This window comes from uncultured Cellulomonas sp. (assembly GCF_947494015.1).
Classification (GTDB): Bacteria; Actinomycetota; Actinomycetes; order Actinomycetales; family Cellulomonadaceae; genus Pengzhenrongella.
The window spans coordinates 127,300-152,080 of sequence record NZ_CANLTL010000010.1 but is presented as its reverse complement, the minus strand read 5'-3'; the positions used below and the strand labels follow the sequence as shown (position 1 = coordinate 152,080).

The 24,781-nt window shown below is 73.3% G+C and carries 22 protein-coding genes; 10 read left to right on the top strand and 12 right to left on the bottom strand.

The window, feature by feature from the left end; genetic code table 11:
• The first annotated feature begins 10 nt into the window (after positions 1 to 10).
• The 7 genes from tal to Q0840_RS12790 all read left to right on the top strand — a co-directional run bounded on the left by tal (position 11) and on the right by Q0840_RS12790 (position 6,674).
• Positions 11 to 1,165 (top strand): transaldolase, encoded by a 1,155-nt coding sequence (gene tal / locus Q0840_RS12820; RefSeq protein WP_298459940.1) that lies wholly within the window; start codon positions 11 to 13, stop codon positions 1,163 to 1,165.
• 34 nt (positions 1,166 to 1,199) lie between these two features.
• Entirely contained in the window at positions 1,200 to 1,394 is a 195-nt protein-coding gene (locus Q0840_RS12815; protein ID WP_298459939.1) for a hypothetical protein, read from the top strand.
• Positions 1,391 to 2,932: a glucose-6-phosphate dehydrogenase gene (gene zwf, locus Q0840_RS12810; RefSeq protein WP_298459938.1), complete on the top strand. Its 1,542-nt coding sequence runs from the start codon at positions 1,391 to 1,393 to the stop codon at positions 2,930 to 2,932. Before Q0840_RS12815 ends, zwf begins: the two co-directional genes overlap by 4 nt.
• A 101-nt stretch (positions 2,933 to 3,033) precedes the next feature.
• Positions 3,034 to 3,954 carry a glucose-6-phosphate dehydrogenase assembly protein OpcA gene (gene opcA / locus Q0840_RS12805; RefSeq protein WP_298459937.1) on the top strand — a complete coding sequence of 307 codons (921 nt, stop codon included), beginning with the start codon at positions 3,034 to 3,036 and terminating at the stop codon, positions 3,952 to 3,954.
• On the top strand, positions 3,951 to 4,715 hold the full coding sequence (gene pgl / locus Q0840_RS12800; protein ID WP_298459936.1) for a 6-phosphogluconolactonase: 765 nt from the start codon (positions 3,951 to 3,953) through the stop codon (positions 4,713 to 4,715). The genes opcA and pgl overlap by 4 nt, the downstream gene beginning before the upstream one ends.
• A 178-nt stretch (positions 4,716 to 4,893) precedes the next feature.
• Positions 4,894 to 5,724 carry an MEDS domain-containing protein gene (locus Q0840_RS12795; protein ID WP_298459935.1) on the top strand — a complete coding sequence of 277 codons (831 nt, stop codon included), beginning with the start codon at positions 4,894 to 4,896 and terminating at the stop codon, positions 5,722 to 5,724.
• Complete coding sequence (locus tag Q0840_RS12790; RefSeq protein WP_298459934.1) at positions 5,721 to 6,674, top strand: MEDS domain-containing protein; 954 nt, start codon at positions 5,721 to 5,723, stop codon at positions 6,672 to 6,674. Before Q0840_RS12795 ends, Q0840_RS12790 begins: the two co-directional genes overlap by 4 nt.
• A gap of 36 nt (positions 6,675 to 6,710) precedes the next feature.
• On the opposite strand, the gene Q0840_RS12785 is transcribed toward Q0840_RS12790, so the two are convergent.
• The 9 genes from Q0840_RS12785 to uvrC all read right to left on the bottom strand — a co-directional run bounded on the left by Q0840_RS12785 (position 6,711) and on the right by uvrC (position 16,145).
• On the bottom strand, positions 6,711 to 7,058 hold the full coding sequence (locus Q0840_RS12785; protein WP_298459932.1) for an RNA polymerase-binding protein RbpA: 348 nt from the start codon (positions 7,056 to 7,058) through the stop codon (positions 6,711 to 6,713).
• Between the two features lie 52 nt (positions 7,059 to 7,110).
• Complete coding sequence (gene secG, locus Q0840_RS12780) at positions 7,111 to 7,356, bottom strand: preprotein translocase subunit SecG (RefSeq protein WP_298459931.1); 246 nt, start codon at positions 7,354 to 7,356, stop codon at positions 7,111 to 7,113.
• Positions 7,357 to 7,534: 178 nt separating this feature from the next.
• Entirely contained in the window at positions 7,535 to 8,305 is a 771-nt protein-coding gene (gene tpiA / locus Q0840_RS12775; protein WP_298459958.1) for a triose-phosphate isomerase, read from the bottom strand.
• Between the two features lie 71 nt (positions 8,306 to 8,376).
• Entirely contained in the window at positions 8,377 to 9,576 is a 1,200-nt protein-coding gene (pgk, locus tag Q0840_RS12770) for a phosphoglycerate kinase (protein WP_298459930.1), read from the bottom strand.
• Between the two features lie 122 nt (positions 9,577 to 9,698).
• Positions 9,699 to 10,706, bottom strand: coding sequence for a type I glyceraldehyde-3-phosphate dehydrogenase (gene gap, locus Q0840_RS12765; RefSeq protein WP_298459929.1), 1,008 nt, complete (start codon positions 10,704 to 10,706; stop codon positions 9,699 to 9,701).
• A gap of 241 nt (positions 10,707 to 10,947) precedes the next feature.
• Positions 10,948 to 11,928, bottom strand: coding sequence for a DNA-binding protein WhiA (gene whiA / locus Q0840_RS12760; RefSeq protein WP_298459928.1), 981 nt, complete (start codon positions 11,926 to 11,928; stop codon positions 10,948 to 10,950).
• A gap of 35 nt (positions 11,929 to 11,963) precedes the next feature.
• Positions 11,964 to 13,034, bottom strand: a complete 1,071-nt coding sequence (locus tag Q0840_RS12755) for a 2-phospho-L-lactate transferase CofD family protein (RefSeq protein ID WP_298459927.1) — start codon at positions 13,032 to 13,034, stop codon at positions 11,964 to 11,966.
• Positions 13,035 to 13,047: 13 nt separating this feature from the next.
• Entirely contained in the window at positions 13,048 to 13,992 is a 945-nt protein-coding gene (gene rapZ / locus Q0840_RS12750; RefSeq protein WP_298459926.1) for an RNase adapter RapZ, read from the bottom strand.
• Positions 13,989 to 16,145: an excinuclease ABC subunit UvrC gene (uvrC, locus tag Q0840_RS12745; protein ID WP_298459925.1), complete on the bottom strand. Its 2,157-nt coding sequence runs from the start codon at positions 16,143 to 16,145 to the stop codon at positions 13,989 to 13,991. The genes rapZ and uvrC overlap by 4 nt, the downstream gene beginning before the upstream one ends.
• 55 nt (positions 16,146 to 16,200) lie before the next feature.
• Between uvrC and Q0840_RS12740 the strand changes: the two genes are divergently transcribed.
• Positions 16,201 to 16,674 (top strand): OsmC family protein, encoded by a 474-nt coding sequence (locus Q0840_RS12740; RefSeq protein WP_298459924.1) that lies wholly within the window; start codon positions 16,201 to 16,203, stop codon positions 16,672 to 16,674.
• A 182-nt stretch (positions 16,675 to 16,856) separates the two neighbouring features.
• Here Q0840_RS12740 and uvrA read toward each other — a convergent pair whose 3' ends face one another.
• Positions 16,857 to 19,850, bottom strand: coding sequence for an excinuclease ABC subunit UvrA (uvrA, locus tag Q0840_RS12735; protein ID WP_298459923.1), 2,994 nt, complete (start codon positions 19,848 to 19,850; stop codon positions 16,857 to 16,859).
• Between the two features lie 102 nt (positions 19,851 to 19,952).
• Here uvrA and Q0840_RS12730 point away from each other — a divergent pair, with 102 nt between their 5' ends.
• Together Q0840_RS12730 and Q0840_RS12725 are read left to right on the top strand one after the other, a co-directional pair.
• Positions 19,953 to 21,956, top strand: coding sequence for a glycoside hydrolase family 15 protein (locus Q0840_RS12730; protein ID WP_298459922.1), 2,004 nt, complete (start codon positions 19,953 to 19,955; stop codon positions 21,954 to 21,956).
• Positions 21,940 to 22,650, top strand: a complete 711-nt coding sequence (locus tag Q0840_RS12725; RefSeq protein ID WP_298459921.1) for an MBL fold metallo-hydrolase — start codon at positions 21,940 to 21,942, stop codon at positions 22,648 to 22,650. The genes Q0840_RS12730 and Q0840_RS12725 overlap by 17 nt, the downstream gene beginning before the upstream one ends.
• Positions 22,651 to 22,710: 60 nt before the next feature.
• Here Q0840_RS12725 and Q0840_RS12720 read toward each other — a convergent pair whose 3' ends face one another.
• Complete coding sequence (locus Q0840_RS12720) at positions 22,711 to 23,892, bottom strand: acyl-CoA dehydrogenase family protein (protein WP_298459920.1); 1,182 nt, start codon at positions 23,890 to 23,892, stop codon at positions 22,711 to 22,713.
• A complete protein-coding gene (locus Q0840_RS12715; RefSeq protein WP_298459919.1) occupies positions 23,885 to 24,730 on the bottom strand; it encodes an aldo/keto reductase in 846 nt (281 codons plus the stop codon). Before Q0840_RS12715 ends, Q0840_RS12720 begins: the two co-directional genes overlap by 8 nt.
• Positions 24,731 to 24,781 lie beyond the last annotated feature (51 nt).

The window sequence follows — 24,781 nt, the reverse complement described above, 5'->3', positions numbered from 1 at the left end:
GGAGGACGCTGTGACCGACACCGCCCGCGCCACCACACCGCTCGACACCCTGGCCGACGCCGGGGTCGCCGTCTGGCTCGACGACCTGTCCCGGGAACGGCTGCGGACCGGCAACCTCGCCGACCTCGTCCGGGAGCACCGGGTCGTCGGGGTGACGACGAACCCGTCCATCTTCGCCTCGGCCCTGTCCAAGGGGAACGCCTACGACGAGCAGCTCGCCGAGCTGGCCGCCGCCGGCACCGACACCGAGGCCGCCGTGCTCGCCATCACGAGCGACGACGTGCGCGAGGCCGCCGACGTGCTCAAGCCCGTGTACGACGAGAGCGACACCGTCGACGGCCGGGTCTCCCTCGAGGTCGACCCGCGCCTGGCCAAGGACGGCGACGCCACCATCGCCCAGGCGCGCGAGCTCTGGGCGAGCATCGACCGGCCGAACGCGTTCATCAAGATCCCGGCGACCCAGGAGGGCCTGCAGGCCATCGAGGACGCGATCGCGGACGGGATCAGCGTCAACGTCACGCTGATCTTCTCCCTCGAGCGGTACGGCAAGGTCATCGACGCCTACATGGCCGGGCTCGAGCGCGCGCACGCCTCGGGCCACGACCTCGCGCCGATCGGCTCGGTCGCGTCGTTCTTCGTGTCCCGGGTGGACGCCGCCATCGACCCCAGGCTCGACGAGCTGGGGACCGAGGAGGCCAAGGCGGTGCGCGGCAAGGCCGCGATCGCCAACGCCCGCCTCGCGTACGCGCTCTACCAGGAGCGCACCGCGACCGAGCGCTGGCAGAAGCTCGCGGCGCTGGGCGCCCGCCCGCAGCGCCCGCTGTGGGCGTCGACCGGTGTCAAGGACAAGGCCTACCCCGACACCCTGTACGTCGACGAGCTCGTCGTCGACGGCGTCGTGAACACGATGCCGGAGGCGACCCTCCTCGCGGTGGCCGACCACGGCGAGATCCGCGGCGACACCGTCTCGGGCACCAAGGCCGAGGCGGAGCAGGTCATCGAGCGGCTGCGCAGCCTCGGGATCGAGATCGACGAGGTGACCGAGGCGCTCGAGGCCGAGGGCATCAGCAAGTTCGAGGCCAGCTGGACCGAGCTGCTGTCGACGATCTCCGACGGCCTGGCCCGGGCCGCCGGCAGCGACAGCAGCCAGCAGGCGGGTCAGTGACGGCTCACGCCGCACCCGCACGCGCCCTGCGCCGATGACCGCGGTGCCCGGGACGGGTTCAGCGTCCCGGGCGCCGCGGTCACCCGCGGCCCTCCTCGCGGCCCCGGCCGCGAGGGACGCCGCCGTCCTGGCCGACCACGGCCGCCCCGTGCTGCGCCCGCACGTCACGGATACCACCGCTCCGACCCGGCTCGCCGCCCTCGTGGCCGCGGGCGAGGAGATCGCATGACACCCGCCACGGTGACCGCCGACCACAACCCGCTGCGCGACCCCCGCGACCGGCGCCTGCCCCGCATCGCCGGCCCGTGCGGCCTGGTGATCTTCGGGGTCACCGGTGACCTGGCCCGCAAGAAGCTCATGCCGGCCGTGTACGACCTGACCAACCGGGGCCTGCTGCCGCCCGGCTTCGCGCTGACCGGGTTCGCCCGCCGCGACTGGGACACCCAGGACTTCGCGCAGATCGTGCACGACTCGGTCAAGCAGTACGCGCGCACCCCGTTCCGCGAGGCCACCTGGCAGCAGCTCGCCGAGGGCATCCGCTTCGTGCAGGGCGAGTTCGACGACGACGAGGCGTTCGAGCGCCTCGCGACCACCGTCAGCGACCTCGACGCCGAGCGCGGGACGAACGGCAACCACGCGTTCTACCTGTCCGTGCCGCCCAGCGCCTTCCCGGTGGTCTGCCGCCAGCTGGCGAAGTCGGGGTTGTCCGAGTCGAAGCCGGACGCCTGGCGCCGGGTCGTCATCGAGAAGCCGTTCGGTCACGACCTGGCCAGCGCCCAGGCGCTGAACGACGTCGTCAGCGAGGTCTTCTCCCCCGACGACGTCTTCCGCATCGACCACTACCTGGGCAAGGAGACGGTGCAGAACCTGCTGGCGCTGCGCTTCGCGAACCAGCTGTTCGAGCCGATCTGGAACGCCAACTACGTCGACCACGTGCAGATCACCATGGCCGAGGACATCGGCATCGGCGGCCGGGCGGGGTACTACGACGGGATCGGCGCCGCCCGGGACGTCATCCAGAACCACCTGCTGCAGCTGCTCGCGCTGACCGCGATGGAGGAGCCGGTCTCCTTCGACGCCCAGGACCTGCGCGCGGAGAAGATCAAGGCGCTGTCGGCCGTCCGGCTGCCCAAGAACCTCGGTGACCACGTCTCGCGCGGCCAGTACACCGCCGGCTACCAGGGTGGGGAGAAGGTCGTCGGCTACCTGGAGGAGGAGGGCTTCTCCGAGACCTCCACGACGGAGACCTTCGCCGCGGTCCGGCTGGACATCGACACCCGCCGCTGGGCCGGGGTGCCGTTCTACCTGCGCACCGGCAAGCGGCTCGGCCGCCGGGTGACCGAGATCGCCGTGGTGTTCAAGCGCGCCCCGCACCTGCCGTTCGAGTCCACCGCGACCGAGGAGCTGGGCAAGAACGCGCTGGTGATCCGGGTCCAGCCGGACGAGGGCGTGACCCTGCGGTTCGGCGCCAAGGTCCCGGGCACCGCGATGGAGGTGCGGGACGTCACCATGGACTTCGGCTACGGGCACTCGTTCACCGAGGCCTCACCGGAGGCCTACGAGCGGCTCATCCTCGACGTGCTGCTGGGCGACCCGCCGCTGTTCCCCCGCCACGAGGAGGTCGAGCTGTCGTGGAAGATCCTCGACCCGATCACCGAGTTCTGGGCGGACGGCGGCACACCCGACCCCTACCGCGCGGGCACCTGGGGTCCCGCGTCGGCCGACGAGATGATGGCCCGCGACGGGCGCGCCTGGCGTCGACCCTGACGCGCCGACCGTGACCTGCCGAGCGCGACATGCCGACCCGACGTGCCGACCCTGACCGGACCGGCTCCCCGTCCCCTCTCCCCAGCCCGGAGGACCCCCGCGTGATCATCGATCTGCCCAGCACCACCACGAACGACGTCAACAAGCGGCTGGTCAAGCTCCGCGACGAGGGCGGCGCCGTCGCCCTCGGCCGGGTGCTGACCCTGGTGATCGACGTCGGCCGGCACGACGTCGAGGAGGCGATCGAGGCCGCGAACGACGCGAGCCGGGAGCACCCCTGCCGGATCATCGTCATCACCGAGGCCGCCGAGGGCGCGAGCGACGGGGGTCTCGACGCCCAGATCCGCCTCGGCGGCGACGCCGGCGCGAGCGAGGTGATCGTGCTGCGGCCCTCCGGTCAGCTCGTGCCCGAGGGGGACACGCTGGTCATCCCGCTGCTGCTGCCCGATGCCCCCATCGTCACGTGGTGGCCGTACGACCCGCCGCAGGACCCCGCCAACCACCCGCTCGGCCGGATGGCCCAGCGGCGCATCACCGACTCCACCGCGTGCGACGCACCGCAGGAGGTGCTGCGGCGCCTGGCCGAGGTGCACCGCCCCGGTGACACCGACCTCGCCTGGACGCGCATCACGCTGTGGCGCGGGCTGCTCGCCGCGGCGCTGGACCAACCGCCGTACGAGCCGGTCACGCGCGCCGTGGTGAGCGGCCAGTCGACGCACCCCTCGGTCGACCTGCTGGCGGCCTGGCTGGCCGAGGAGCTCCAGTGCCCGGTGGACGTCGAGCGCGAACCCGACGCCCAGGCGATCACGTGCGTGCGGCTCGAGCGCGAGGTCGGCGCGATCGTGCTCGACCGGCCGGACGGCAAGACCGCCGCGCTGCGCCAGCCCGAGCAGCCCGAGCACCGGATCGCGCTCCCCATCCGCCAGCTGCGCGAGTGCCTGGCGGAGGAGCTGCGCCGGCTCGACCCCGACGAGGTCTACGCCGAGACGCTCACCCGCGGCCTCCCCCGGGTGTCGCGGTGACCCGCGCCGTCGTGGTCCACCCCGACGCGGACCTGCTGGCCGAGGCGGTCGCCGCGCGGCTGCTCACCCGTGTGCTGGACCTGCAGTCGGTCCGGCGACCGGTGCACGTCGTGCTCACCGGTGGCACCGTCGGCATCAAGACGCTGGCCGCCGTCGCCCGCAACCCCGTGCGCGACGCCGTCGACTGGACCGGGGTGCACCTGTGGTGGGGTGACGAGCGGTTCGTGCCGGACGGCGACGCGGAGCGCAACGAGACGCAGGCACGCGACGCCCTCATCGACGCGCTCGGCGACGCGCTGCCCAGCCAGAACGTGCACCCGATCCCGGCGTCGGACGCCGGCGCGGCGACGCCCGAGCACGCCGCCGAGCAGTACGCCGCCGAGCTCGCGCGGTTCGCGTCGGCGGAGGCCGCCGACCTGGCGGTGCCCGCCTTCGACGTCGCGCTGTTCGGGATGGGCCCCGACGGCCACGTCGCCTCGCTGTTCCCCGGGCACGACGCGCTGGGGGTCACGGGCACCGCCGCCGTCGGGGTGCACGGCTCCCCCAAGCCGCCGCCGGAGCGCGTCTCGCTGACGTTCGACGCCATCCGGTCGGCGCGCGAGGTGTGGGTCGTGGCGGCCGGGGCCGAGAAGGCCGACGCCGTCGCCTCCGCGCTGGCCGGCGCCGCGGTCGACCAGACCCCGGCGGCGGGCGCCGTCGGGCACGAGCGGACGCTGTGGCTGCTCGACGCCGCCGCGGCGGCGACCGGCCAGGTCACCTGACGGCTGCCCCTCGTGCCCGTGGTACCACTGGTGCCAGTGGTGCCACTGGTGCCACTGGTGCCACTGGTGCCGCGATCCGGCGCCCCGTCCCTCTCGACGTGCGCCGCGGGCGCGCTCGGTGCGACGATTCGGGGAGCACCAGGCGATCGCACAGCGAGGCGGAGGGGACGGTGACCCGGTGCCTGCTCGATTCCTGACTGCACCGACGGGTCGGTCCCCCGGCGACCACGGATGCTGGCCGTTCCGCGGGATGGGCGACCTCGTGCGGGCCGCCCGCGACTACGTCTCCGAGGGCCTGGACCGCCACGAGCGGGTGGTGTTCTGCCGTCTCAGCCCCGACGGGATCCGCTACGGGGACGTGTCCGACGCCGCCGACGTGCGGTGGGGACCCATGCCCGACCTCCCGGTCACCGTGCCACTGACGACCGACCCCGACTGGCGGCCGTCCCAGGACCCGGTCGAGTCCTTGGGTCCCATGGTCGACGCCGCACTGGACGACGGCTACACCGGACTGCGGGTGCTGACCGACGCCACGGACCTGGCGCACGACCCCGTGTCCCGTGCGGCCTGGGTGCGCTCGGAGCACCTGATCGACCGCTACGCCCGGGACCATGCGCTGACGATCCTGTGCAGCTACGACGTCGAGGATCTCGGGGACGGGCCGGTCGCCGAGGTCGCGTGCGTGCACGCCCTGACCGGTGGGACGCCGTCGCCCTTCCTGCTGCACGCCACCGGCGGCGGGGGCCTGGGGCTGGCCGGCGAGGTGGACCGGGCCTCGGCACCCGCGCTCGGTCGTGCTCTCACCCAGGTCGCCGCCGCGCAGGTGCCGACGCCCCGGGTGCTCGACCTCACCGAGCTCGGGTTCGTCGACCACTCGGGCCTGGTCGCGATGCACCGCGCCGCAGCTGCCCTGGGGACGCGCCTGCACCTGGTAGGCGCGTCGCCGCTGGTCACCCGACTCGTCGATGTGCTGGCACTCGACGCGCTGGATCTGGGAGAGGTGTCATGACGGCGATCGCGCACGCGGACGGTGCCTTCCGGCATGACCTCGTCCTCCATGACGGTCCGGCGGAGCTCGTCGACCTCATGGTCCCGTTCGTCCGCGAGGGCGCGGCGGCCGGGGACCACGTGATCCTGCTGGGCGAGCCGGACTTCGTCGACGCGATCGCCTCGGCGGTGCCCGAGGCGCTGCTCGACATGATCGCCGAGCGGCCGGACGAACGGTTCCCGGCGCGGGACCTGCACCGCGCCCAGCAGACGCTGGGACGGCTCGACGGGTCGGCGGCCGGGGCCCGGATCGTCAACCAGATGCCGGCGATGACCGACCAGCAGTGGCTCGGCTGGCGGCGCTACGAGGCGGCGGCGAACGTCGCGCTGGCCCGCTTCCGGGCGTGGGGCAAGTGCGCGCACGACGTCGCGGCGCTCGACCCGCGCCGGCTCGCCGAGCTGCGGGCCCTGCACCCCTTCGTCCAGTCGGGAGCGGACAGCGTTCCGAACGCGGACTTCGACGGAGTCGGTGCCCGCGTCGACCGGTTCTTCGACGTCCCGCGCCACCCGGCGCTGGACACCGTGCCGACGCTGTCGATGCTGGCGCCGGCCGCCGGCGCCGCGCGCGGTGCGGTCCGCGACCTCGCGGTGCGCGCCGGGTTGTCGCCCACCGCCCAGGAGTCGGTCATCCTGGCGACCAGCGAGACGGTCACCAACGGCTGGGTCCACGGACGGCCGCCGGTCGTCCTGCGGGCCTGGGCGGGACCTGGCCGCCTGACCGTCGCCGTGTCCGACGGCGGCGCCGGGCCGGACCCCCTGGCGGGCATGGTCGCGCAGACGGCGCAGGCCGTGTCCGGTCGCGGCCTGTGGCTCGTCCACCTGCTGATCCCCGAGGTGCATCACCGTCGCGGCGAGGACGGCTACACCATCACCTTCAGCGTGGACTCCGGCACGGCCGTCACCGCCGGCTGACGGCCGGCCGGCTCGCGGGACGACCCGGTGGCGGGCTCAGCCGCCGCGCCGGGCGCGCAGGGCGGCGAGGGCCTCGTCGAGGATCGCCTCGCCGTCCTCATCGGTCCGGCGCTCCTTCACGTACGCGAGGTGCGTCTTGTACGGCTCGTTCTTCATCGGCGCCGGCGGGTTCGCCTGGTCCTGACCGGCGGGGTACCCGCACCGCGGGCAGTCCCAGGTCGCGGGCGCCTCGTGACCGGCCTCCTCGGCGAAGCTCGGCCGGGTCTCGTGCCCGTTCGCGCACCAGTAGGAGATCCGGACACGGGGAGCGCTGTCGCCGCGCTCCGCCTCGCCCATCGGTCCGGCGCCTACGCGCGAGCCACGGATGGCACTGCCACTCGCCACGGTCGTTCCTCCGGTGTGTGTCGGTCGGTGCGGTCGGTCGTCGGGCGGGCGGTCAGCCGGAGACGCGCTGGACCAGGCCCAGCAGGACGATGACCACGGCCCAGAGCACGGCCGTCATGACCGTGATGCGGTTGAGGTTGCGCTCGGCCACGCCGGAGCTGCCGATGTTGCTCGACACGCCACCGCCGAACATGTCGGACAGGCCACCGCCCTTGCCCTTGTGGAGCAGGACCAGCGGGATCAGCAGCAGGCTGGTCAGGACCAGCAGCAGCTGGAGGGTGATGCGCAGGGCGTCCATGGACGGTCGCTTCCTCACGGGCGGGGCGAGTCGGGCACGTGGCACCGGCGGCGCCGGGGTCAAGGGTAGGTGACGACCACCCGATCCGACGAACACGAACTCCGTGTCGGCGCAACCGGATCGGGTGGTCGGCACCCGCGGGGTCGACCTGTCGGTCGATCCGCCGGTCGACCGGCGGCTACGCGGCCGCGTGCGACTGGTAGCGCGCGATCTTCGCGAACTCCTCCGCGTCCAGGCTGGCGCCGCCCACGAGCGCGCCGTCGACGTCGGGCTGGGCCATGATCGACGCGACGTTCCCGGACTTCACCGAGCCGCCGTACAGCACCCGCACGGCGCCGGCGACGTCGGCGTCGTAGAGCTCAGCCAGGCGCGCGCGGATGGCGCCGCACACCTCCTGCGCGTCCTGGGGGGTGGCGACCTCACCGGTGCCGATGGCCCACACCGGCTCGTAGGCGATGACGACCTGCGCGGCCTGCTCGGCGGGGATCCCGGCAAGCGCGCCGTCGAGCTGGGCGAGCGTGTACGCGACCTGGTCCCCCGCCTGCCGGACGTCCAGGCCCTCCCCGATGCAGACGATCGGGATGATGCCCTGCCCGAACGCTGACGTCGCCTTGGCGTTGACCAGGGCGTCGTCCTCGCCGTGGTACTGGCGGCGCTCGGAGTGCCCGACGGCGACGTAGCTGACGCCGAGCTTGGCGAGGAACAGCGGCGAGATCTCGCCGGTGTACGCCCCGGTCGTGTGCGCCGAGACGTCCTGCGCCCCGTACTTCAGCTCGAGCTTGTCGGCGTCCACGAGTGTCTGCACGCTGCGCAGGTCCGTGAACGGGGGCAGGACGGCGACCTCGACGGCCGAGAAGTCGTGCTTGGCGTCCCCGAGCGTCCAGGCGAGCTTCTGCACGAAGTGCGTCGCCTGGTGGTGGTCGAGGTTCATCTTCCAGTTGCCCGCCATGAGCGGGGTGCGTGCGGAGGTGCTGGTGGCCACGGCGTGGCTCCTTACGTCAGAGGGTCAGATCGGGCGGGTCAGGCGTCGAGGACGGCGATGCCGGGCAGCGACTTGCCCTCGAGGAACTCCAGGCTCGCCCCACCACCGGTGGAGATGTGGCCGAAGGCCGCCTCGTCGAACCCGAGCCGGCGCACCGCCGCGGCCGAGTCACCGCCACCGACGATGCTGAAGCCGCCGCGGGTGCCCGCGTCCACCAGGGCCTGGGCGACCGCCCGCGTGCCGTCGGCGAAGGCGTCGAACTCGAACACGCCCATCGGGCCGTTCCAGACGATGGTCTTCGCGTCGACGATCTTGCTGGCGAACAGCTCGGCCGACGCCGGTCCGATGTCCAGCCCGATGCGCCCGTTGGGGATCGCGTCGGCGGCGACGACGTCGTGCGGCGAGTCGGCGGCGAACGAGTCCGCCACCACGATGTCGGTGGGCAGCACGATCTCGACGCCGGCCTCGGCGGCCTGGGCGAGGTAGCCCTTGACCGTGTCGATCTGGTCCTCCTCGAGCAGCGACGTGCCGACCGAGTGGCCCTGGGCCGCGAGGAACGTGAACACCATGCCGCCGCCGATGAGCAGCCGGTCGGCCTTCGTCAGCAGGTTCGCGATGACCCCGAGCTTGTCGGACACCTTCGAGCCACCCAGGACGACGACGTAGGGGCGCTCGGGCGAGTCGGTGGCCCGGCGCAGCGCGTCGACCTCCTTGAGCACGAGCCCGCCGACGGCGGCCGGCAGCACCTGCGCGATGTCGTACACCGACGCCTGCTTGCGGTGCACGACGCCGAAGCCGTCCGAGACGTACGCGTCGGCGAGCGAGGCGAGGTCGGCGGCCAGCGAGGCGCGCTCGGCGTCGTCCTTGGAGGTCTCGCGCGGGTCGAACCGGATGTTCTCCAGCAGCGCGACCTCGCCGTCACCGAGCGTGGCGACGGTCTCGCGGGCGGAGTCGCCGACCGTGTCCCGGGCCAGGTGGACCGGGGCGCCGAGCAGCTCGCCGAGGCGCGCCGCGACCGGCGCCAGGGAGTACTTGTCCTCGGGGGCGCCCTTGGGCCGGCCGAGGTGGGCGGCGACGACGACGCGCGCGCCGGCGTCGGCCAGGCGGCGCAGCGTCGGCACGGCGGCCTGGACCCGGCCGTCGTCGGTGATGGTGGTGCCGTCCAGCGGGACGTTCAGGTCGGCACGGACCAGCACGCGCTTGCCGCGCAGGTCGCCGAGGTCGTCGATGGTCTTCATGGGGTGTGTTCCGTCCGATCGGGTCGGGCACGACAAACGTCCGCGTGCCCGGCGACCTGAGGGCCGCCCTGGGCACGCGGACGCATGTCAGTGCTGGTCGAGCTGCAGCGGGTGCGGGGAGGTCAGAGACGCTCGCCCACGTACGACGTCAGCTTCACGAGGGTGTTGGAGTAGCCCCACTCGTTGTCGTACCAGGAGACCACCTTGACCTGGTCACCGATCACCTTGGTCAGGCCGGCGTCGAAGATCGACGAGGCCGGGTTGGTGACGATGTCCGAGGAGACGATCGGGTCCTCGGTGTAGACCAGGATGCCCTTGAGCTCCTCGCTCTCGGAGGCGGCCTTGATCGCGGCGTTGACCTCGTCCACGGTGACCTCCCGGCCGGCCGTGAAGGTCAGGTCCGTGGCGGAGCCGGTCGGGACCGGGACGCGCAGCGCGTAGCCGTCGAGCTTGCCCTTGAGCTGCGGCAGGACGAGCGAGACGGCCTTGGCCGCACCGGTCGAGGTCGGCACGATGTTGATCGCGGCGGCGCGGGCACGGCGCAGGTCCTTGTGCGGGCCGTCCTGCAGGTTCTGGTCACCGGTGTAGGCGTGGATCGTGGTCATCAGGCCACGCTCGATGCCGAACGCCTCGTCGAGCACCTTGGCCATCGGGGCCAGGCAGTTCGTGGTGCAGGACGCGTTGGAGATGATGTGGTGGTTCGCCGCGTCGTACTCGGTGTGGTTCACGCCGACGACGAACGTGGCGTCCTCGTTCTTGGCGGGCGCCGAGATGATGACCTTCTTCGCGCCACCATCGATGTGCGCCTTGGCCTTGGTGGCGTCGGTGAAGAAGCCGGTCGACTCGATGACGATGTCGGCGCCCAGCTCGCCCCACGGCAGGTTCGCGGGGTCGCGCTCGGCGAGCACGCGGAAGGACTTGCCGTTGGCGGTGATGGAGGTCTCGTCGTACGTGACCTCGCCGTCCAGCACACCGAGCACGGAGTCGTACTTCAGCAGGTGCGCCAGGGTCTTGTTGTCGGTGAGGTCGTTGACGCCGACGACCTCGATGTCAGCACCGGACGCCACGATGGCCCGGTAGAAGTTACGTCCGATGCGGCCGAAGCCGTTGATACCGACGCGGGTGGTCACAATGCCCTCCTCAGCACCGGCGCGAGCCGGCGCACACAGTTGCCTTGACGGACGTACACGCACCGCGCTGTGCGATCCCGGGGCCGGACGGGCACACGGGTGCCCGGTCTCGACCGCCGGATGGCATCGAGCCTATACCCCGGGAGCAGTGGCGGAGAGACCGAGGTCACCCCGCGGGCGCGTCTCCATGGTGTAAGGAACGCGCCGGTCACACACGGAAAACGCTGTCCGGCTGATGCGGTCAGAGGTCCAGCAGGTCGGCGCTCAGCCCGGCCTCGGTGTCGGGGATGCCGAGCTCGGCCGCCTTCTTGTCCGCGGTCGCGAGCAGCCGACGGATGCGGCCGGCGACGGCGTCCTTGGTCAGCACGGGGTCGGCGAGCTTGCCGAGCTCCTCCAGGGATGCCTGCTTGTGGGCGAGCCGCAGCTCCCCCGCCTCCCGCAGGTGCTCGGGCAGGTCGGGACCGAGGATCTCGAACGCCCGCTCGACCCGGGCGCCGGCGGCGACCGCCGCGCGGGCCGACCGGCGCAGGTTCGCGTCGTCGAAGTTGGCCAGCCGGTTCGCCGTCCCACGCACCTCGCGGCGCATGCGGCGCTCCTCCCAGACCATCATCGCGTCGTGCGCACCGAGCCGGGTGAGCATCGCGCTGATCGCGTCGCCGTCCCGGATCACCACCCGGTCGACGCCGCGGACCTCGCGCGCCTTGGCCGCGATGCCGAGTCGGCGCGCCGCGCCGACCAGGGCGAGGGCCGCCTCCGGGCCCGGGCAGGTGACCTCGAGCGAGGCCGACCGACCGGGCTCCGTGAGCGACCCGTGGGCGATGAACGCCCCGCGCCAGGCCGCCTCCGCCTCCCCCATGCCCCCGGACACCACCTGGGGCGGCAGCCCGCGCACGGGGCGACCGCGGTTGTCCAGCAGACCGGTCTGCCGCGCGAGCGACTCGCCGTCCTTGACCACCCGCACGACGTAGCGGCTGCCCCGCCGGATGCCGCCCGCGGACACGACGATGACGTCGCTGGTGTGCCCGTAGACCTCCGCGATGGATTGGCGCAGGCGCCGCGCGGCGATGCCGGTGTCCAGCTCGGCCTCGATGACGATCCGGCCCGAGATGATGTGCAGACCGCCGGCGAACCTCAGGGTGGCCGACACCTCCGCCTTGCGGCACGAGATCTTGTCGACCTGGAGTCGAGCGAGCTCGTCCTTCACCTGTGCCGTCAACGCCATGGGCGTCATCCTGCCATCCTCGCCACGGGGTCCGATCAGTGCGCGGGCGTCCCGACGTCGCCGAGGAAGTCGTCGAAGACGTCGCGGAACGCGGCCGCCAGTCGCAGCGGGTCGTGCCGCGGCGTGCCGTCGCCCGTCCTGACCTGCCGCAGCAGCAGGCGCGCCCCCATCGCCCGGGCCGCCTCCACCAGCGGGCCGACGTCCTCCACCGCACGCGGGTCCGCGACCACGGCGTCGATGCGCAGGTCGGGGGCGTGCTGGTGGAGCACCTGCAGGTGCTCGGTCGCCGTCATCCCGGCGGTCTCACCCTCCTCCTCCGGGGACAGGTTGAGCGTCACGCACCGCCGGGCCGACGTGCGGTGCAGCGCCGCGGCGATCTCCGGCACCAGCAGGTGCGGCAGCACGGAGGTGAACCACGAGCCGGGGCCGAGGACCACCCAGTCGGCCGCCTCGATCGCGGCCACCGCCTCCGGGCACGCCGGCGGGTCGGGCGGGACGAGGCGGACCTGCTCGATCCGACCCCGGGCGACCGCGACGGCGCTCTGCCCGTGCACCACCCGCCGACGCCCGGCCCTGGACGCGGCGTCGGCCGCGCCCGGGACGTCCGTGCCGCCGCCGACCGCGCGGGTCTCGCCGGCCCCGTCCGTCCCGTCGGCCTCGTCGGGTGCCGGGCCGAGGACGTCGGCCTCGATCGCGAGCGGGACCGCGGCCATCGGCAGCACCCGGCCGCGTGCACCGAGCAGCCGCCCGACCCAGTCCAGGCCGGCGACGGTGTCACCCAGCTGCTCCCACAGCGCGACGATCAGCAGGTTGCCGACGGCGTGCTGGTCCAGGTCGCCGCTCGAGCGGAACCGGTGCTGGAGCAGGTCGCGCCAGGTGCGCCCCCAGTCGGAGTCGTCGCACAGCGCGGCCAGCGCCATCCGCAGGTCGCCCGGCGGCAGCACACCGAGCTCGTCGCGCAGCCGGCCGGAGGAGCCGCCGTCGTCGGCCACGGTCACCACCGCGGTCAGGCGGTCGGACATCAGACGCACCGCCGACAGCGTCGCGGCCAGCCCGTGTCCACCGCCGAGCGCCACGACGGCCGGGCCCACCGACCCCGTGCTCACCGAGTCACCTCCGTCACTCCTTGCCGAGGTCGCGCGCACCGACGATCACGTGCTGGCCACGGGCGCGCAGCCTCGCGCCGATCGCCTCGCTGATCGCGACCGAGCGGTGCTTGCCGCCGGTGCACCCGACCGCGATCGTGACGTACCGCTTCTCCTCCTGCAGGTAGCCCGCGAGGATCGGCTCCAGCGCGTCGACGTAGCGGTCGATGAAGACCTGCGCCCCCGGCAGGCCCAGCACGTAGTCGCGCACCGGCGCGTCCCGCCCCGACAGGTGGCGCAGCTCGCTCACCCAGTACGGGTTGGCGAGGAACCGCACGTCCACGACGTGGTCGGCGTCCAGCGGGATGCCGTACTTGAAGCCGAACGAGAGCACGTTGATCCGCAGGGCGTCGTCCGCGCCGCCGGAGACGACCTTGCGGACCTCGCGCGCGAGGTCGTGCACGTTGAGCTCGGAGCTGTCGATGACGACGTCGGCCTGCTCGCGGATGTCCGCGAGCAGCCGGCGCTCGGCCGCGATCCCGTCGAGGATGCGGCCGTCACCCTGCAACGGGTGCGGCCGTCGGACCTGCTCGAACCGCCGGACCAGCGACTCGTCGGTGGCGTCCAGGAACAGCACGCGGTAGTCGGTGCCGGCGGCGCGCATGTCGGCGAGCACCTGGGCGAGGTCGGCGAAGAACTCCCCGCCGCGGGCGTCGACCACGGCCGCGAGCCGCTGGACACCCCCGCCCGGAGCGCCCCGCTGCATCATCCCGACCAGCGGGGTCAGCATCGTCGCCGGCAGGTTGTCCACCACGTACCAGTCGAGATCCTCCAGGACGGTGGCCGCCTTGGACCGCCCGGCGCCGGACATCCCCGTGATGATCAGCACCTGCGCGCTGTTCAGCCGGGGGGCGGGCGTGGTGGCCTCGAGGGCCGGGATCCCTCGCGGGACGGTCAGCGGATCGGGTTCGCCGGTCATCCCCCCAGCATGCCAGGCGACCCGGCGGTGGCCCCGGTGGGGGCGACGTCGGCCGGGTGGGCATCGGTCGGGACGGTGTCGGCCGGGGTCCCGACCGTGGGCGCCGGCGCCCCCGGCGCCACCGAGTCGGCCGCCGCGAGGGCGGCGACCACCGCCGCAGCGGTCCGGGCGCCCATGCCCGGCACCGTCGTGATCTCCTCCGCCGAGGCGGCCCGCAGCCGCTTGAGCGAGCCGAAGTGCTTGAGCAGCGCCCGGGACCGCGCCGGTCCGAGCCCGGGGACGTCGTCCAGCGCCGACGCCGTCATCCCCTTGGTGCGGCGGCGTCGGTGCGCGGTGATCGCGAAGCGGTGGGCCTCGTCGCGGACCCGCTGCAGCAGGTACAGCCCCTCGGAGCTGCGCTGCAGGATGACCGGGTAGTCCTCCCCCGGCAGCCACACCTCCTCCAGGCGCTTGGCCAGGCCGCACAGGGCGACGTCGTCGACCCCGAGCTCGGCGAGCGCGCGCGCCGCGGCGGCGACCTGCGGCGGTCCCCCGTCCACGACGACGAGGTTGGGCGGGTAGGCGAACCGCCGGGGGCCGTCACCCACCTCGGCGGGCACCTCGCCGCCGACCGTCGGGCCGTTCACGCCGACCGCCGCGAGGTCGTCGTCGTCGCCCGCGCCGAGCTCGAGGTCGCCGGTGGCGGTCCGGTCGGCGACGTACCGCCGGAACCGTCGGGTGATCACCTCGTGCATCGCGGCCGTGTCGTCGCGCGCCCCGTCCCCCTCGGGCCCGCGGACCGCGAACGTCCGGTACTCGCCCTTGCGGGGCAACCCGTCCTCGAACACCACCATGGACGCCATCTGGTGGGTGCCCTGGGTGGTGGAGATGTCGTAGCACTCGATCCGCAGCGGGGCGGTCGTCAGGTCCAGCGCCTCCTGGATCTCGCGCAGGGCCTGGCTGCGGGTGGTCAGGTCGCCGGCGCGCTTGGTGCGGTGCAGCGCCAGGGCGTGCTCGGCGTTGCGGCGGACCGTCTCGGCCAGCTCACGCTTGTCCCCGCGCTGCGGGACGCGCACGTCGACCCGGCTGCCGCGCAGGCCGCCGAGCCACGCGGAGACCTGCGCAGGGTCCGGCGGCATGACGGGCACCAGCACCTCGCGCGGCACGACGCCGGTGCGGGTCGCCGCCGCCGCGGGCTCGCCGCGCGAGCGGGACCCGTTGCCGGTCAGCGCGTCGTCCTCGGCGCCGTACACCTGCTGCAGGAGGTGCTCCACGAGCTCGGCGTCCGTGACGTCCTCGACCTTCTCCACGATCCACCCGCGCTGGCCGCGGATGCGCCCGTCGCGCACGTGGAACACCTGGACCGCGGCCTCGAGCTCGTCGCCGACGAGCGCGAAGATGTCTGCGTCGGTGCCGTCCTGCAGCACCACGGCGTTCTTCTCGGTCGCACGCTCGAGCGCGCCGATGTCGTCCCGCAGCCGCGCCGCCTGCTCGTAGTCCTGCATCGCGGCCGCCTCGCGCATGCGGTCGGTGAGCCGGCGGGTGAACTTGGCGGTGTCGCCGGCCATGAACGCGCAGAAGTCCTCGGCGAGCGCGTGGTGGTCGTCCGGGCTGATCCGCCCGACGCACGGCGCGGAGCACTTGTCGATGTAGCCGAGCAGGCACGGCCGGCCCTGCTGGTGGGCTCGCTTGAACACGCCCGCCGAGCAGGTGCGGACCGGGAAGACCCGCAGCAGCAGGTCGACGGTCTCCCGGATCGCCCAGGCGTGCGCGTACGGCCCGAAGTACCGCGTCCCGGGCCGCTTCGCGCCGCGCATCACCTGCACCCGCGGGAACTGGTCCCCCAGCGTGACGGCGAGGTACGGGTACGACTTGTCGTCGCGGTACTTGACGTTGAACCGGGGGTCGAACTCCTTGATCCAGGAGTACTCCAGGGCGAGCGCCTCGACCTCGGTGCCGACCACCGTCCACTCCACCGACGACGCCGAGGTCACCATGGACTGCGTGCGCGGGTGCAGGGCGGCCAGGTCCTGGAAGTAGCTGCCCAGCCGTGAGCGCAGGCTCTTGGCCTTGCCGACGTAGATGACGCGGCCGTGGTCGTCGCGGAACCGGTACACCCCGGGCTGGTCGGGGACCTGTCCCGGGGCAGGGCGATAGGTCGCGGGATCGGCCATGGGCACCAGTTTAGTTCTCGCCTCCCACCCGCCCGGACGTGGCTAGGTTGGGGCGATGGGAGTGCTGCACGCCTACACGGTCGACGTCCGCTGGACCGGGGCGGGCCAGACCGGCACCACCGGCTACACCGCGTACAGCCGGGACCACGAGGTGCGGGTCGAGGGACGGCCGGTGCTGCTGGGGTCGGCCGACCCCGCCTTCCGCGGTGACCCGTCGCGGCACACGCCCGAGGAGCTGTTCGTCGCGGCGCTGTCGCAGTGCCACCTGCTGTGGTTCCTGCACCTGGCGGCGGTCGAGGGCGTCGTGGTCGTCGACTACCGGGACGAGGCGACCGGGACCATGCGCGTCGAGTCCGCCGGGGCCGGGCAGTTCACCGAGGTCACGCTGCACCCGCGGGTGACCGTGCGCGGCGACGTCGACGAGACCCGGGTCGCGGCCGTGCACCAGCGGGCCCACGAGCACTGCTTCATCGCCCGGTCGGTCAACTTCCCGGTGCGCCACGAGCCGGTCGTGCACCGCGAGGCCTGACCGGCGCACCGACCCACCGAGCCCTCGGCCGGCACCAAACCGCCGCTGCCGGCGCCCGCGGGTGTCTGACCCACCGCGGCGACTCGGCATGGCACCCGAGGCGACGGGGCACGGCGCCCCCGGCGACTCGGCCGGCATCCGCGATGGCGCCGGCCCCGCCACCTCCCCGGCTCGCGGCCTCCTCAGCTCGCCTTGGCGGCCGCCCGGGCCTTGGCGCTGCGCGCCGGCGCCTTCATCGCGGTGGCGCCGTTCGCACGGCGGCCGCCGGACCCCTTGCCGGCCGCGGCGACGGGGACCTCCGGTTCGATGCGCAGCTGACCGGTCGGCACCGGGACGGTGTCCGCGAGCACCTCGGCCAGGAACCGGCCGGTGTGGCTGGCGGTGACGGTCGCCACGTGCTCGGGCGTGCCCTCGGCGACCAGCCGCCCTCCGCCGCTGCCGCCCTCGGGTCCCATGTCGATGACCCAGTCCGCGTTCTTGATCACGTCGAGGTTGTGCTCGATGACCAGCACGCTGTTGCCCTTGTCGACCAGGGACTGCAGGACCGCGAGCAGCTTGCGGATGTCCTCGAAGTGCAGGCCGGTGGTCGGCTCGTCCAGGACGTAGATGGTCCGGCCGTTCGACCGCTTCTGCAGCTCGGCGGCGAGCTTGACCCGCTGCGCCTCACCGCCGGAGAGGGTCGGTGCGGGTTGGCCCAGGCGCACGTAACCCAGCCCGACGTCGACGAGCGTGCGCAGGTACCGGGAGATCGCGGGGACCGCCGCGAAGAACTCGGCGGCCTCCTCGATCGGCATGTCGAGCACCTCGGCGACCGTCTTGCCCTTGAAGTGCACCTCGAGCGTCTCGCGGTTGTACCGGGCACCGTGGCAGACCTCGCACGGGACGTACACGTCGGGCAGGAAGTTCATCTCGATCTTCAGGGTGCCGTCACCCGAGCACGCCTCGCAGCGTCCGCCCTTGACGTTGAACGAGAAGCGCCCGGCGGTGTACCCGCGGACCTTCGCCTCGGTCGTCTCGGCGAACAGCCGGCGCACGTGGTCCCAGACGCCGGTGTAGGTGGCCGGGTTGGAGCGTGGCGTGCGCCCGATGGGGCCCTGGTCGACGTGCACCACCTTGTCCAGGTGCTCCAGCCCGGTGACCCGCTTGTGCCGGCCGGCGACCTGACGGGCGCGGTTGAGCTCGTTCGCCAGGACCGTGTACAGGATCGAGTTGACCAGCGTCGACTTGCCCGACCCGGAGACGCCCGTGACCGCCACCAGGGCGCCGAGCGGGAAGGCGACGTCGATCCCGGCCAGGTTGTGCTCCTTGGCGCCGATGACCTTGAGCTGGCGGCGAGGGTCGATGGCGCGGCGCTCGGCCGGCATCGGGATGCTGCGCCGGCCGGACAGGTACGCACCGGTCACCGACTCCTGCGACGCGAGCAGCCCCTCCAGGTCGCCCGAGTGCACCACCCGGCCGCCGTGCTCGCCCGCGCCCGGACCGACGTCGACGATCCAGTCGGCCACCCGGATGGTGTCCTCGTCGTGCTCGACGACGATCAGGGTGTTGCCCAGGTCCCGCAGGCGGGTCAGGGTCTCGATGAGCCGGCGGTTGTCGCGCTGGTGCAGCCCGATGCTCGGCTCGTCCAGCACGTACAGCACTCCGACCAGCCCGGAGCCGATCTGGGTCGCGAGCCGGATGCGCTGCGCCTCGCCGCCGGACAGCGTGCCCGCCGGACGCATGAGCGACAGGTAGTCCAGGCCGACGTCGAGCAGGAAGCCCAGGCGTGCCTGGATCTCCTTGAGCACCTGGGTGGCGATGGCACGCTCGCGCTCCCCCAGCACCAGCCCGTCGAGGAAGTCGCGGGCCTCACGGATCGGCAGCGCGCAGACCTCGGCGATCGAGCGACCGCCGACCCGGACGGCGAGCACCTCCGGCTTGAGGCGCGCGCCGTGGCAGACCGGGCACGGGACCTCGCGCATGTAGGCCTCGTACTTGTCCTTGCTCCACTCCGACTCGGTCTCGCCGTGCCGCCGGGTGATGAAGGTGATGACGCCCTCGAAGCCGGTCGAGTACTGCCGCTCCCGGCCCCACCGGTTCTTGTACCGGACCTTGACCTCGTGGTTCTCGCCGTGCAGCACCGCGTCCTTGGCGCGCTGCGGCAGCGCCCGCCACGGCACGTCCATCGAGAAGCCCAGGTCCTTGGCGAGCGCGGACAGCACACGCAGGAAGTACTCCGACGAGGTCTGCGCCCACGGCGCGACGGCGCCCTCGGCCAGCGACAGGTCCTCGTCGGGGATCACGAGCTCGGGGTCGACCTCGAGCCGGCTGCCGATGCCGGTGCACTCGGGGCACGCTCCGTACGGCGCGTTGAAGGAGAAGGTGCGCGGCTCGATCTCCTCGAGCGTGAGTCGGTGGTCGTTGGGGCACGCACGGTGCTCGGAGAACCGCCGCTCCCGCTCGGGGTCGTCGACGTCGGCGTCGACCAGCTCCACGGTCAGCAGCCCGCCGGCCAGGCCCAGCGCGGTCTCCACCGAGTCGGTGAGCCGGCGCCGGACGCCGTCGCGGGACACGAGTCGGTCGATGACGACCTCGATGTCGTGCTTGAGCTTCTTCTCCAGGGTCGGCGGAGCAGTCAGCTGGACCACCTCGCCGTCGACGCGCGCCCGGGCGAAGCCCTTGGACTGCAGCTCGGCGAACAGGTCCGCGTACTCGCCCTTGCGGCCGCGCACCACCGGTGCGAGCACCTGGTAGCGGGTGCCCTCGGGGAGTTCGAGCAGCCGGTCGACGATCTGCTGCGGCGTCTGGGCGGTCACCCGTTCGCCGCACACCGGGCAGAACTGGGTGCCGGCGCGCGCGAAGAGCAGGCGCAGGTAGTCGTACACCTCGGTGATCGTGCCGACCGTGGACCGCGGGTTGCGGTTGGTCGACTTCTGGTCGATCGACACCGCCGGGGACAGTCCTTCGATGAAGTCGACGTCGGGCTTGTCCATCTGCCCGAGGAACTGCCGCGCGTACGCGGACAGCGACTCCACGTACCGGCGCTGGCCCTCGGCGAAGATGGTGTCGAACGCGAGCGACGACTTGCCCGAGCCGGACAGCCCGGTGAAGACGATCAGCCTGTCCCGGGGGAGGTCGAGGTCGACGTTGCGGAGGTTGTGCTCGCGGGCCCCCTGGACCACCAGACGATCGTTCACCCGGTCAGTCTACGGCGACCCACCGACAAGCGTACGTGTGTTCGAACACACCCCTGGACCGCTCGGTCTGCCGAGCACCGCCGTCGGCGGCAGACTGGACCGATGACGCCCACCCCTCGCGCGACGTCGCCCGGACCGACCGACCCCACCGACAACACCCGTCCCGCGGAGGACCCCGTCGCGGGGTCGGACGCCGTCGCCGGCGTGTCCGGGGGCGGTGCCCCGCAGCCGGAGCCGCAGAACGCCGAGACCACACCGACCCCCCCGACGCCGATCGGGGACTACGCGGTGCTCGGCGACCGGCAGACCGCCGCGCTGGTCTCGCGGACCGGGTCGGTCGACTGGCTCTGCCTGCCGTCGTTCGACTCGCCCGCGTGCTTCGCGGCGATGCTCGGCACCCCGGACAACGGTCGGTGGCTGCTCACCGTCTCGGGCGCCACCGAGGTGACCCGCCGGTACCTGGACGACTCGTTCGTGCTGGAGACGACGTACGTCACCCCGACCGGACGGGCCCGGGTCGTCGAGTGCATGCCCATGGAGGACGACCGGGCCGACATGGTGCGCTGGGTGGAGGTCCTCGACGGGCACGTGACGGTCGAGCACGAGTGGATCGTCCGGTTCGCCTACGGCGCGGTGCGTCCGTGGGTGCACCGGGTCAAGGATCCCGAGGGCCACCCCGGCATCCGCGCCACGGCCGGGCCCGACTCGCTGCTGCTGCGCGGTGACCGGTTGCCGACGGCGGTCGCGAACGCGCACCGGGACGAGTTCCGGATGGACGCCGGCCAGACCCTGGAGCTGGTCGTCACCTGGACCCCCTCGTGGGCTCCGGTGCCGCCGCGGCTGCCGATCCTGGACCGGATCCGCGACACCCAGGCCGCCTGGAGCACGTGGGCCGAGCGTCGCCGGCACCGCGGCAGCCACGCCGAGGCCGTGGACCGGTCGCTGCTCGTGCTGCGGCTGCTCACCGACGCCGTCACCGGCGGGATCGTCGCCGCCCCCACCACGTCGCTTCCCGAGGACATGGGGGGCGAGCGCAACTGGGACTACCGGTACTGCTGGCTGCGGGACGCCGCGATGACGCTGGAGGCCCTGCTGGAGTACGGGTACCGGTCCGAGGCGACCGAGTGGCGCAACTGGCTGCTGCGCGCGGTCGCCGGCTCCCCCGAGGACCTGCAGATCATGTACGGCATCGACGGGCGCCGCGAGCTGCCCGAGCGCACCCTGCACCACCTGGCGGGGTACGGCGGCTCCCAGCCGGTGCGCGTCGGCAACGCCGCCGTCGACCAGGTGCAGCACGACGTGCTGGGCGAGGTCATGTGCGCCCTCGACCTCGCCCGCGCCGCCGGGCTGCCCGAGCACGCCCCGAGCTGGGAGCTGCAGCGGACGCTCGTCGACCACCTCGCCGACAGGTGGCGCGAGCCGGACCGTGGCATCTGGGAGGTCCGCGGGGACCTGCAGCACTTCACGCACTCCAAGGTCATGGCGTGGGCCGCGCTCGACCGCGCCGTCCGGGCGGTCGACGTCTACGGGCTGCACGGTCCCGGGGTCGACCGCTGGCGCGAGGAGCGCGAGGCCGTGCGTCGCGACGTCCTGGAGCACGGGTTCGACACCGAGCGGAACACCTTCGTGCAGGCCTACGGCGCCACGAACACCGACGCGTCGCTGCTGCAGATCGCCCAGGTCGGGTTCCTGCCGGCGGACGACCCCCGGTTCGTCGGGACGGTCGCGGCCATCCGCGAGGACCTCGAGGTGAGCGACGGGCTGGTGCACCGGTACCACACGCAGGCCACCGACGACGGGCTCGCGGGCGGCGAGCACCCGTTCCTGGCCTGCAGCTTCTGGCTCGCCGACGCGCTGGCCCGGATGGGCGACACCGCCGAGTCCGGACGCCTGCTCGAGCGGCTGATCGGCGTCGGCAACGACCTCGGCCTGCTCGCCGAGGAGTACGACGTCGACGGCGTCCGGATGATGGGCAACTTCCCGCAGGCGCTGTCGCACCTGGCCCTGGTGCGGGCCGTCTACAGCCACGACGAGGCCGTGCGGCGCGAGCGGGAGGGTGAGGACGCGGCCGAGGACCGGGCGGACACCCATGCCCTACGACGGTGACGTCCGGCCGGGCGGGCCCAGCGCCGTCCGGGAGCTCGACGAGGTGGTCATCCGCAAGGCGTCGGTGGGCCCCCTGGACAACAACGTGTACCTGGTCACCTGCCGGACGAGCCGGTCCCAGCTCCTGGTGGACGCCGCCGCGGACCCGGACCGCCTGCTCGAGCTGATCCGTGACGGCTCGGGGGCCGGCCGGCTGTCGGTGGTGGTGACGACGCACCGGCACGCCGACCACCACGGCGCGCTGGAGTCGGTCGTCGCCGTCACCGGCGCGACCACGGCCGCCGGGGCCGACGACGCCGCGGGCATCGCCGTCCCGACCCGGCGCCGGCTCCGGCACGGGGACGTGCTCACCGTCGGGCACGTGATGCTCGAGGTCATCGCGCTGCGCGGGCACACGCCCGGGTCCGTCGCGCTGGCCTACCGCGAACCGGACCGGGTGCCGGGCGAGGCGCCGTCCCGCAGCGAGGCCGTCCCGGGTCGGGTGCACCTGTTCACCGGCGACAGCCTGTTCCCGGGCGGCGTCGGGAACACCCAGCGGGACCCCGAGCGGTTCACCCAGCTCCTGGACGACGTCACCGAGCGGGTGTTCGACCGGTTCGACGACCGCACCAGGGTGTACCCGGGCCACGGCGCCGACACCACCCTGGGCGCCGAGCGTCCGCACCTGGCGCAGTGGCGGCTGCGGGGCTGGTGAGCCGCGGCGCCACCGCGCCAGGTGGGCAGGACGACTCCCGGGCCGTCCTGACCGAGGACGTCAGCCCGGGTCGACCGGTCCGAGCCAGGCGTTCGCCACGGTGGCGTGCGCCGACTCGGGGTCGGACGGGTGGAACAGACCGGCGAGCACGTCCCGGTACAGCCGGCCCAGCTCGCTGCCGGCGAAGTACGACGCCCCCCCGGCGACCCGGATGGCGTGGTCGACGACGACCCGGGCGTTCTCGGTCGCCCGGTGCTTGAGCCCGACGACGCGCGGGAACCACTGGGCCCCGTGGTCCACCCGCTCGTCGACGTCCCGGGCCAGGGCGTCGACCTGCGGCTCGATCCCGTCCTGCGCGATCGCGGCCTCCGCGACACGCCACCGGATGTCGGGGTCCTGCGCGAGCGTCCGGCCGCCGTTCTTCATCGAGGTCCGCCGGTGCGCCGCCTCGACGGCCAGCTCCACCGCCCGGCGGCCGATGCCGGTGTACACCGCGGCGAGCAGCACCTCGAAGACGGCGAACAGCGCGAACACGAAGGGGTCGCGGCTCGGCCCGGCGGGCAGCCGCCGGTACACCCACTGCGGGGGCGCCGTCGCGCCGTCGAGCACGGTGGTGCGGCTCTGGGTGGCGCGCATGCCCAGGGTGTCCCAGTCGTCGCGGACCTCGATGCCGCCGGAGTCCCGCGGGACGACGCCGTGCACGAGCAGCGGGGCGTCGGGGTCGGTGTCGTCGCGGCCGAACGTCGCCAGCCGCGTCCACACCGGTGACAGGGACGTGAAGATCTTCGTCCCGGTGTACCGGTACCCGCCGCCATCGACCGGCTCGGCCCGGGTCCGCGACCCGAACATGACCAGGTCGTTGCCGGGCTCGGAGTTGCCGAACGCGAAGATCTCGCCCCGGGCCGCCTCCTGCAGGACGAAGCGCATCGAGTCGTCGCCGCGCTCGGCCAGCGCGTGCGCGATGCCGGTCACCACCAGGTGCATGTTGACCGCCAGCGCCGTCGCGGGCGCCGCCGCACCGAGACGGATCTGCTCGGCAGCGACCTGCCGGAGCGTCAGGCCGGCCCCGCCGAGGTCGGTCGGGACGAACGCCCGCAGGTAGCCCGCGGCGGCAAGGTCCGCCAGGTCGTCGTGCGGGAAGAGGTTGTCCCGGTCGAGCGCCGCCGCCCGCGACCGGATGGTCGCGAGCAGGGCGTCGTCGAGCAGCGACGCGGAGCCCGGCCGGTGGTCGGCCTCAGACACCGAAGACCTCGGGGTCCGGGCCGATGCGCTCGCCCCGGTCCATCCCGGCCAGCGCGCGGTGGTCCTCGGCATCGAGGCTGAACCCGAACACGTCGATGTTCTCCGCGATCCGGGCCGGCGTGACGGACTTCGGGATGACGATGTTGCCCAGGTCGAGGTGCCACCGCAGGACCGCCTGCGCGGGGGTGACGCCGCGCGCCTCGGCGATCCGCTGGACCACCGGGTCGTCGAGCAGGCTGGAGTCGCGGCCGAGCGGCGACCAGGCCTCGGTCGCGATGTGGTTCTCCGCGTGGAACGAGCGCAGCTCGGGCTGCTGCAGCCGCGGGTGCAGCTCGACCTGGTTGAGCACCGGCACGACGCCGGTCTCCCCGATGATCCGCTCGAGATGGGCCGGGAGGAAGTTGGAGACCCCGACCGAGCGGATCGCGCCCTGCTCCTTCAGGTGCAGCAGCGCACGCCACGTGTCGAGGTAGAGGTCCTGGCCGGGGACGGGCCAGTGGATGAGGAACAGGTCCACCACCCCGAGGTCGAGTCGCGCCGCGGACCCCTCGAAGGCGCGCATCGTGGCGTCGTACCCCTGCTCGTCGTTCCACACCTTCGAGGTCACGTAGACCTCGTCGCGGGGCAGGCCGGACGCCCGGACGGCACGTCCGACGCCGGCCTCGTTGCCGTAGAGCTTGGCGGTGTCGATCAGGCGGTAGCCGGTCTCCAGGGCGGTGGTGACCGCACGCTCGGCGCCGTCGTCGTCCACCTTGAACACTCCGAAGCCGAGCTGGGGGATGGTGGTGCCGTCGATCAGCGGGATGGTCGGCACGGTCGTGGAGAGCTCGTCAGTCATGGCTCCACCCTCTCCCGGCGCCGCCGGCGCCGCGACCGGCGCCCGACTGCC

Coding starts and splice junctions, on each gene's coding strand:
- Q0840_RS12815 (WP_298459939.1), top strand. CDS start 1,200: ATGACCGCGGTGCCCGGGACGGGTTCAGCGTCCCGGGCGCCGCGGTCA.
- zwf (WP_298459938.1), top strand. CDS start 1,391: ATGACACCCGCCACGGTGACCGCCGACCACAACCCGCTGCGCGACCCC.
- Q0840_RS12790 (WP_298459934.1), top strand. CDS start 5,721: ATGACGGCGATCGCGCACGCGGACGGTGCCTTCCGGCATGACCTCGTC.
- secG (WP_298459931.1), bottom strand. CDS start 7,356: ATGGACGCCCTGCGCATCACCCTCCAGCTGCTGCTGGTCCTGACCAGC.
- tpiA (WP_298459958.1), bottom strand. CDS start 8,305: ATGGCGGGCAACTGGAAGATGAACCTCGACCACCACCAGGCGACGCAC.
- pgk (WP_298459930.1), bottom strand. CDS start 9,576: ATGAAGACCATCGACGACCTCGGCGACCTGCGCGGCAAGCGCGTGCTG.
- whiA (WP_298459928.1), bottom strand. CDS start 11,928: ATGGCGTTGACGGCACAGGTGAAGGACGAGCTCGCTCGACTCCAGGTC.
- rapZ (WP_298459926.1), bottom strand. CDS start 13,992: ATGACCGGCGAACCCGATCCGCTGACCGTCCCGCGAGGGATCCCGGCC.
- uvrC (WP_298459925.1), bottom strand. CDS start 16,145: ATGGCCGATCCCGCGACCTATCGCCCTGCCCCGGGACAGGTCCCCGAC.
- Q0840_RS12740 (WP_298459924.1), top strand. CDS start 16,201: ATGGGAGTGCTGCACGCCTACACGGTCGACGTCCGCTGGACCGGGGCG.
- Q0840_RS12730 (WP_298459922.1), top strand. CDS start 19,953: ATGACGCCCACCCCTCGCGCGACGTCGCCCGGACCGACCGACCCCACC.
- Q0840_RS12725 (WP_298459921.1), top strand. CDS start 21,940: ATGCCCTACGACGGTGACGTCCGGCCGGGCGGGCCCAGCGCCGTCCGG.
- Q0840_RS12715 (WP_298459919.1), bottom strand. CDS start 24,730: ATGACTGACGAGCTCTCCACGACCGTGCCGACCATCCCGCTGATCGAC.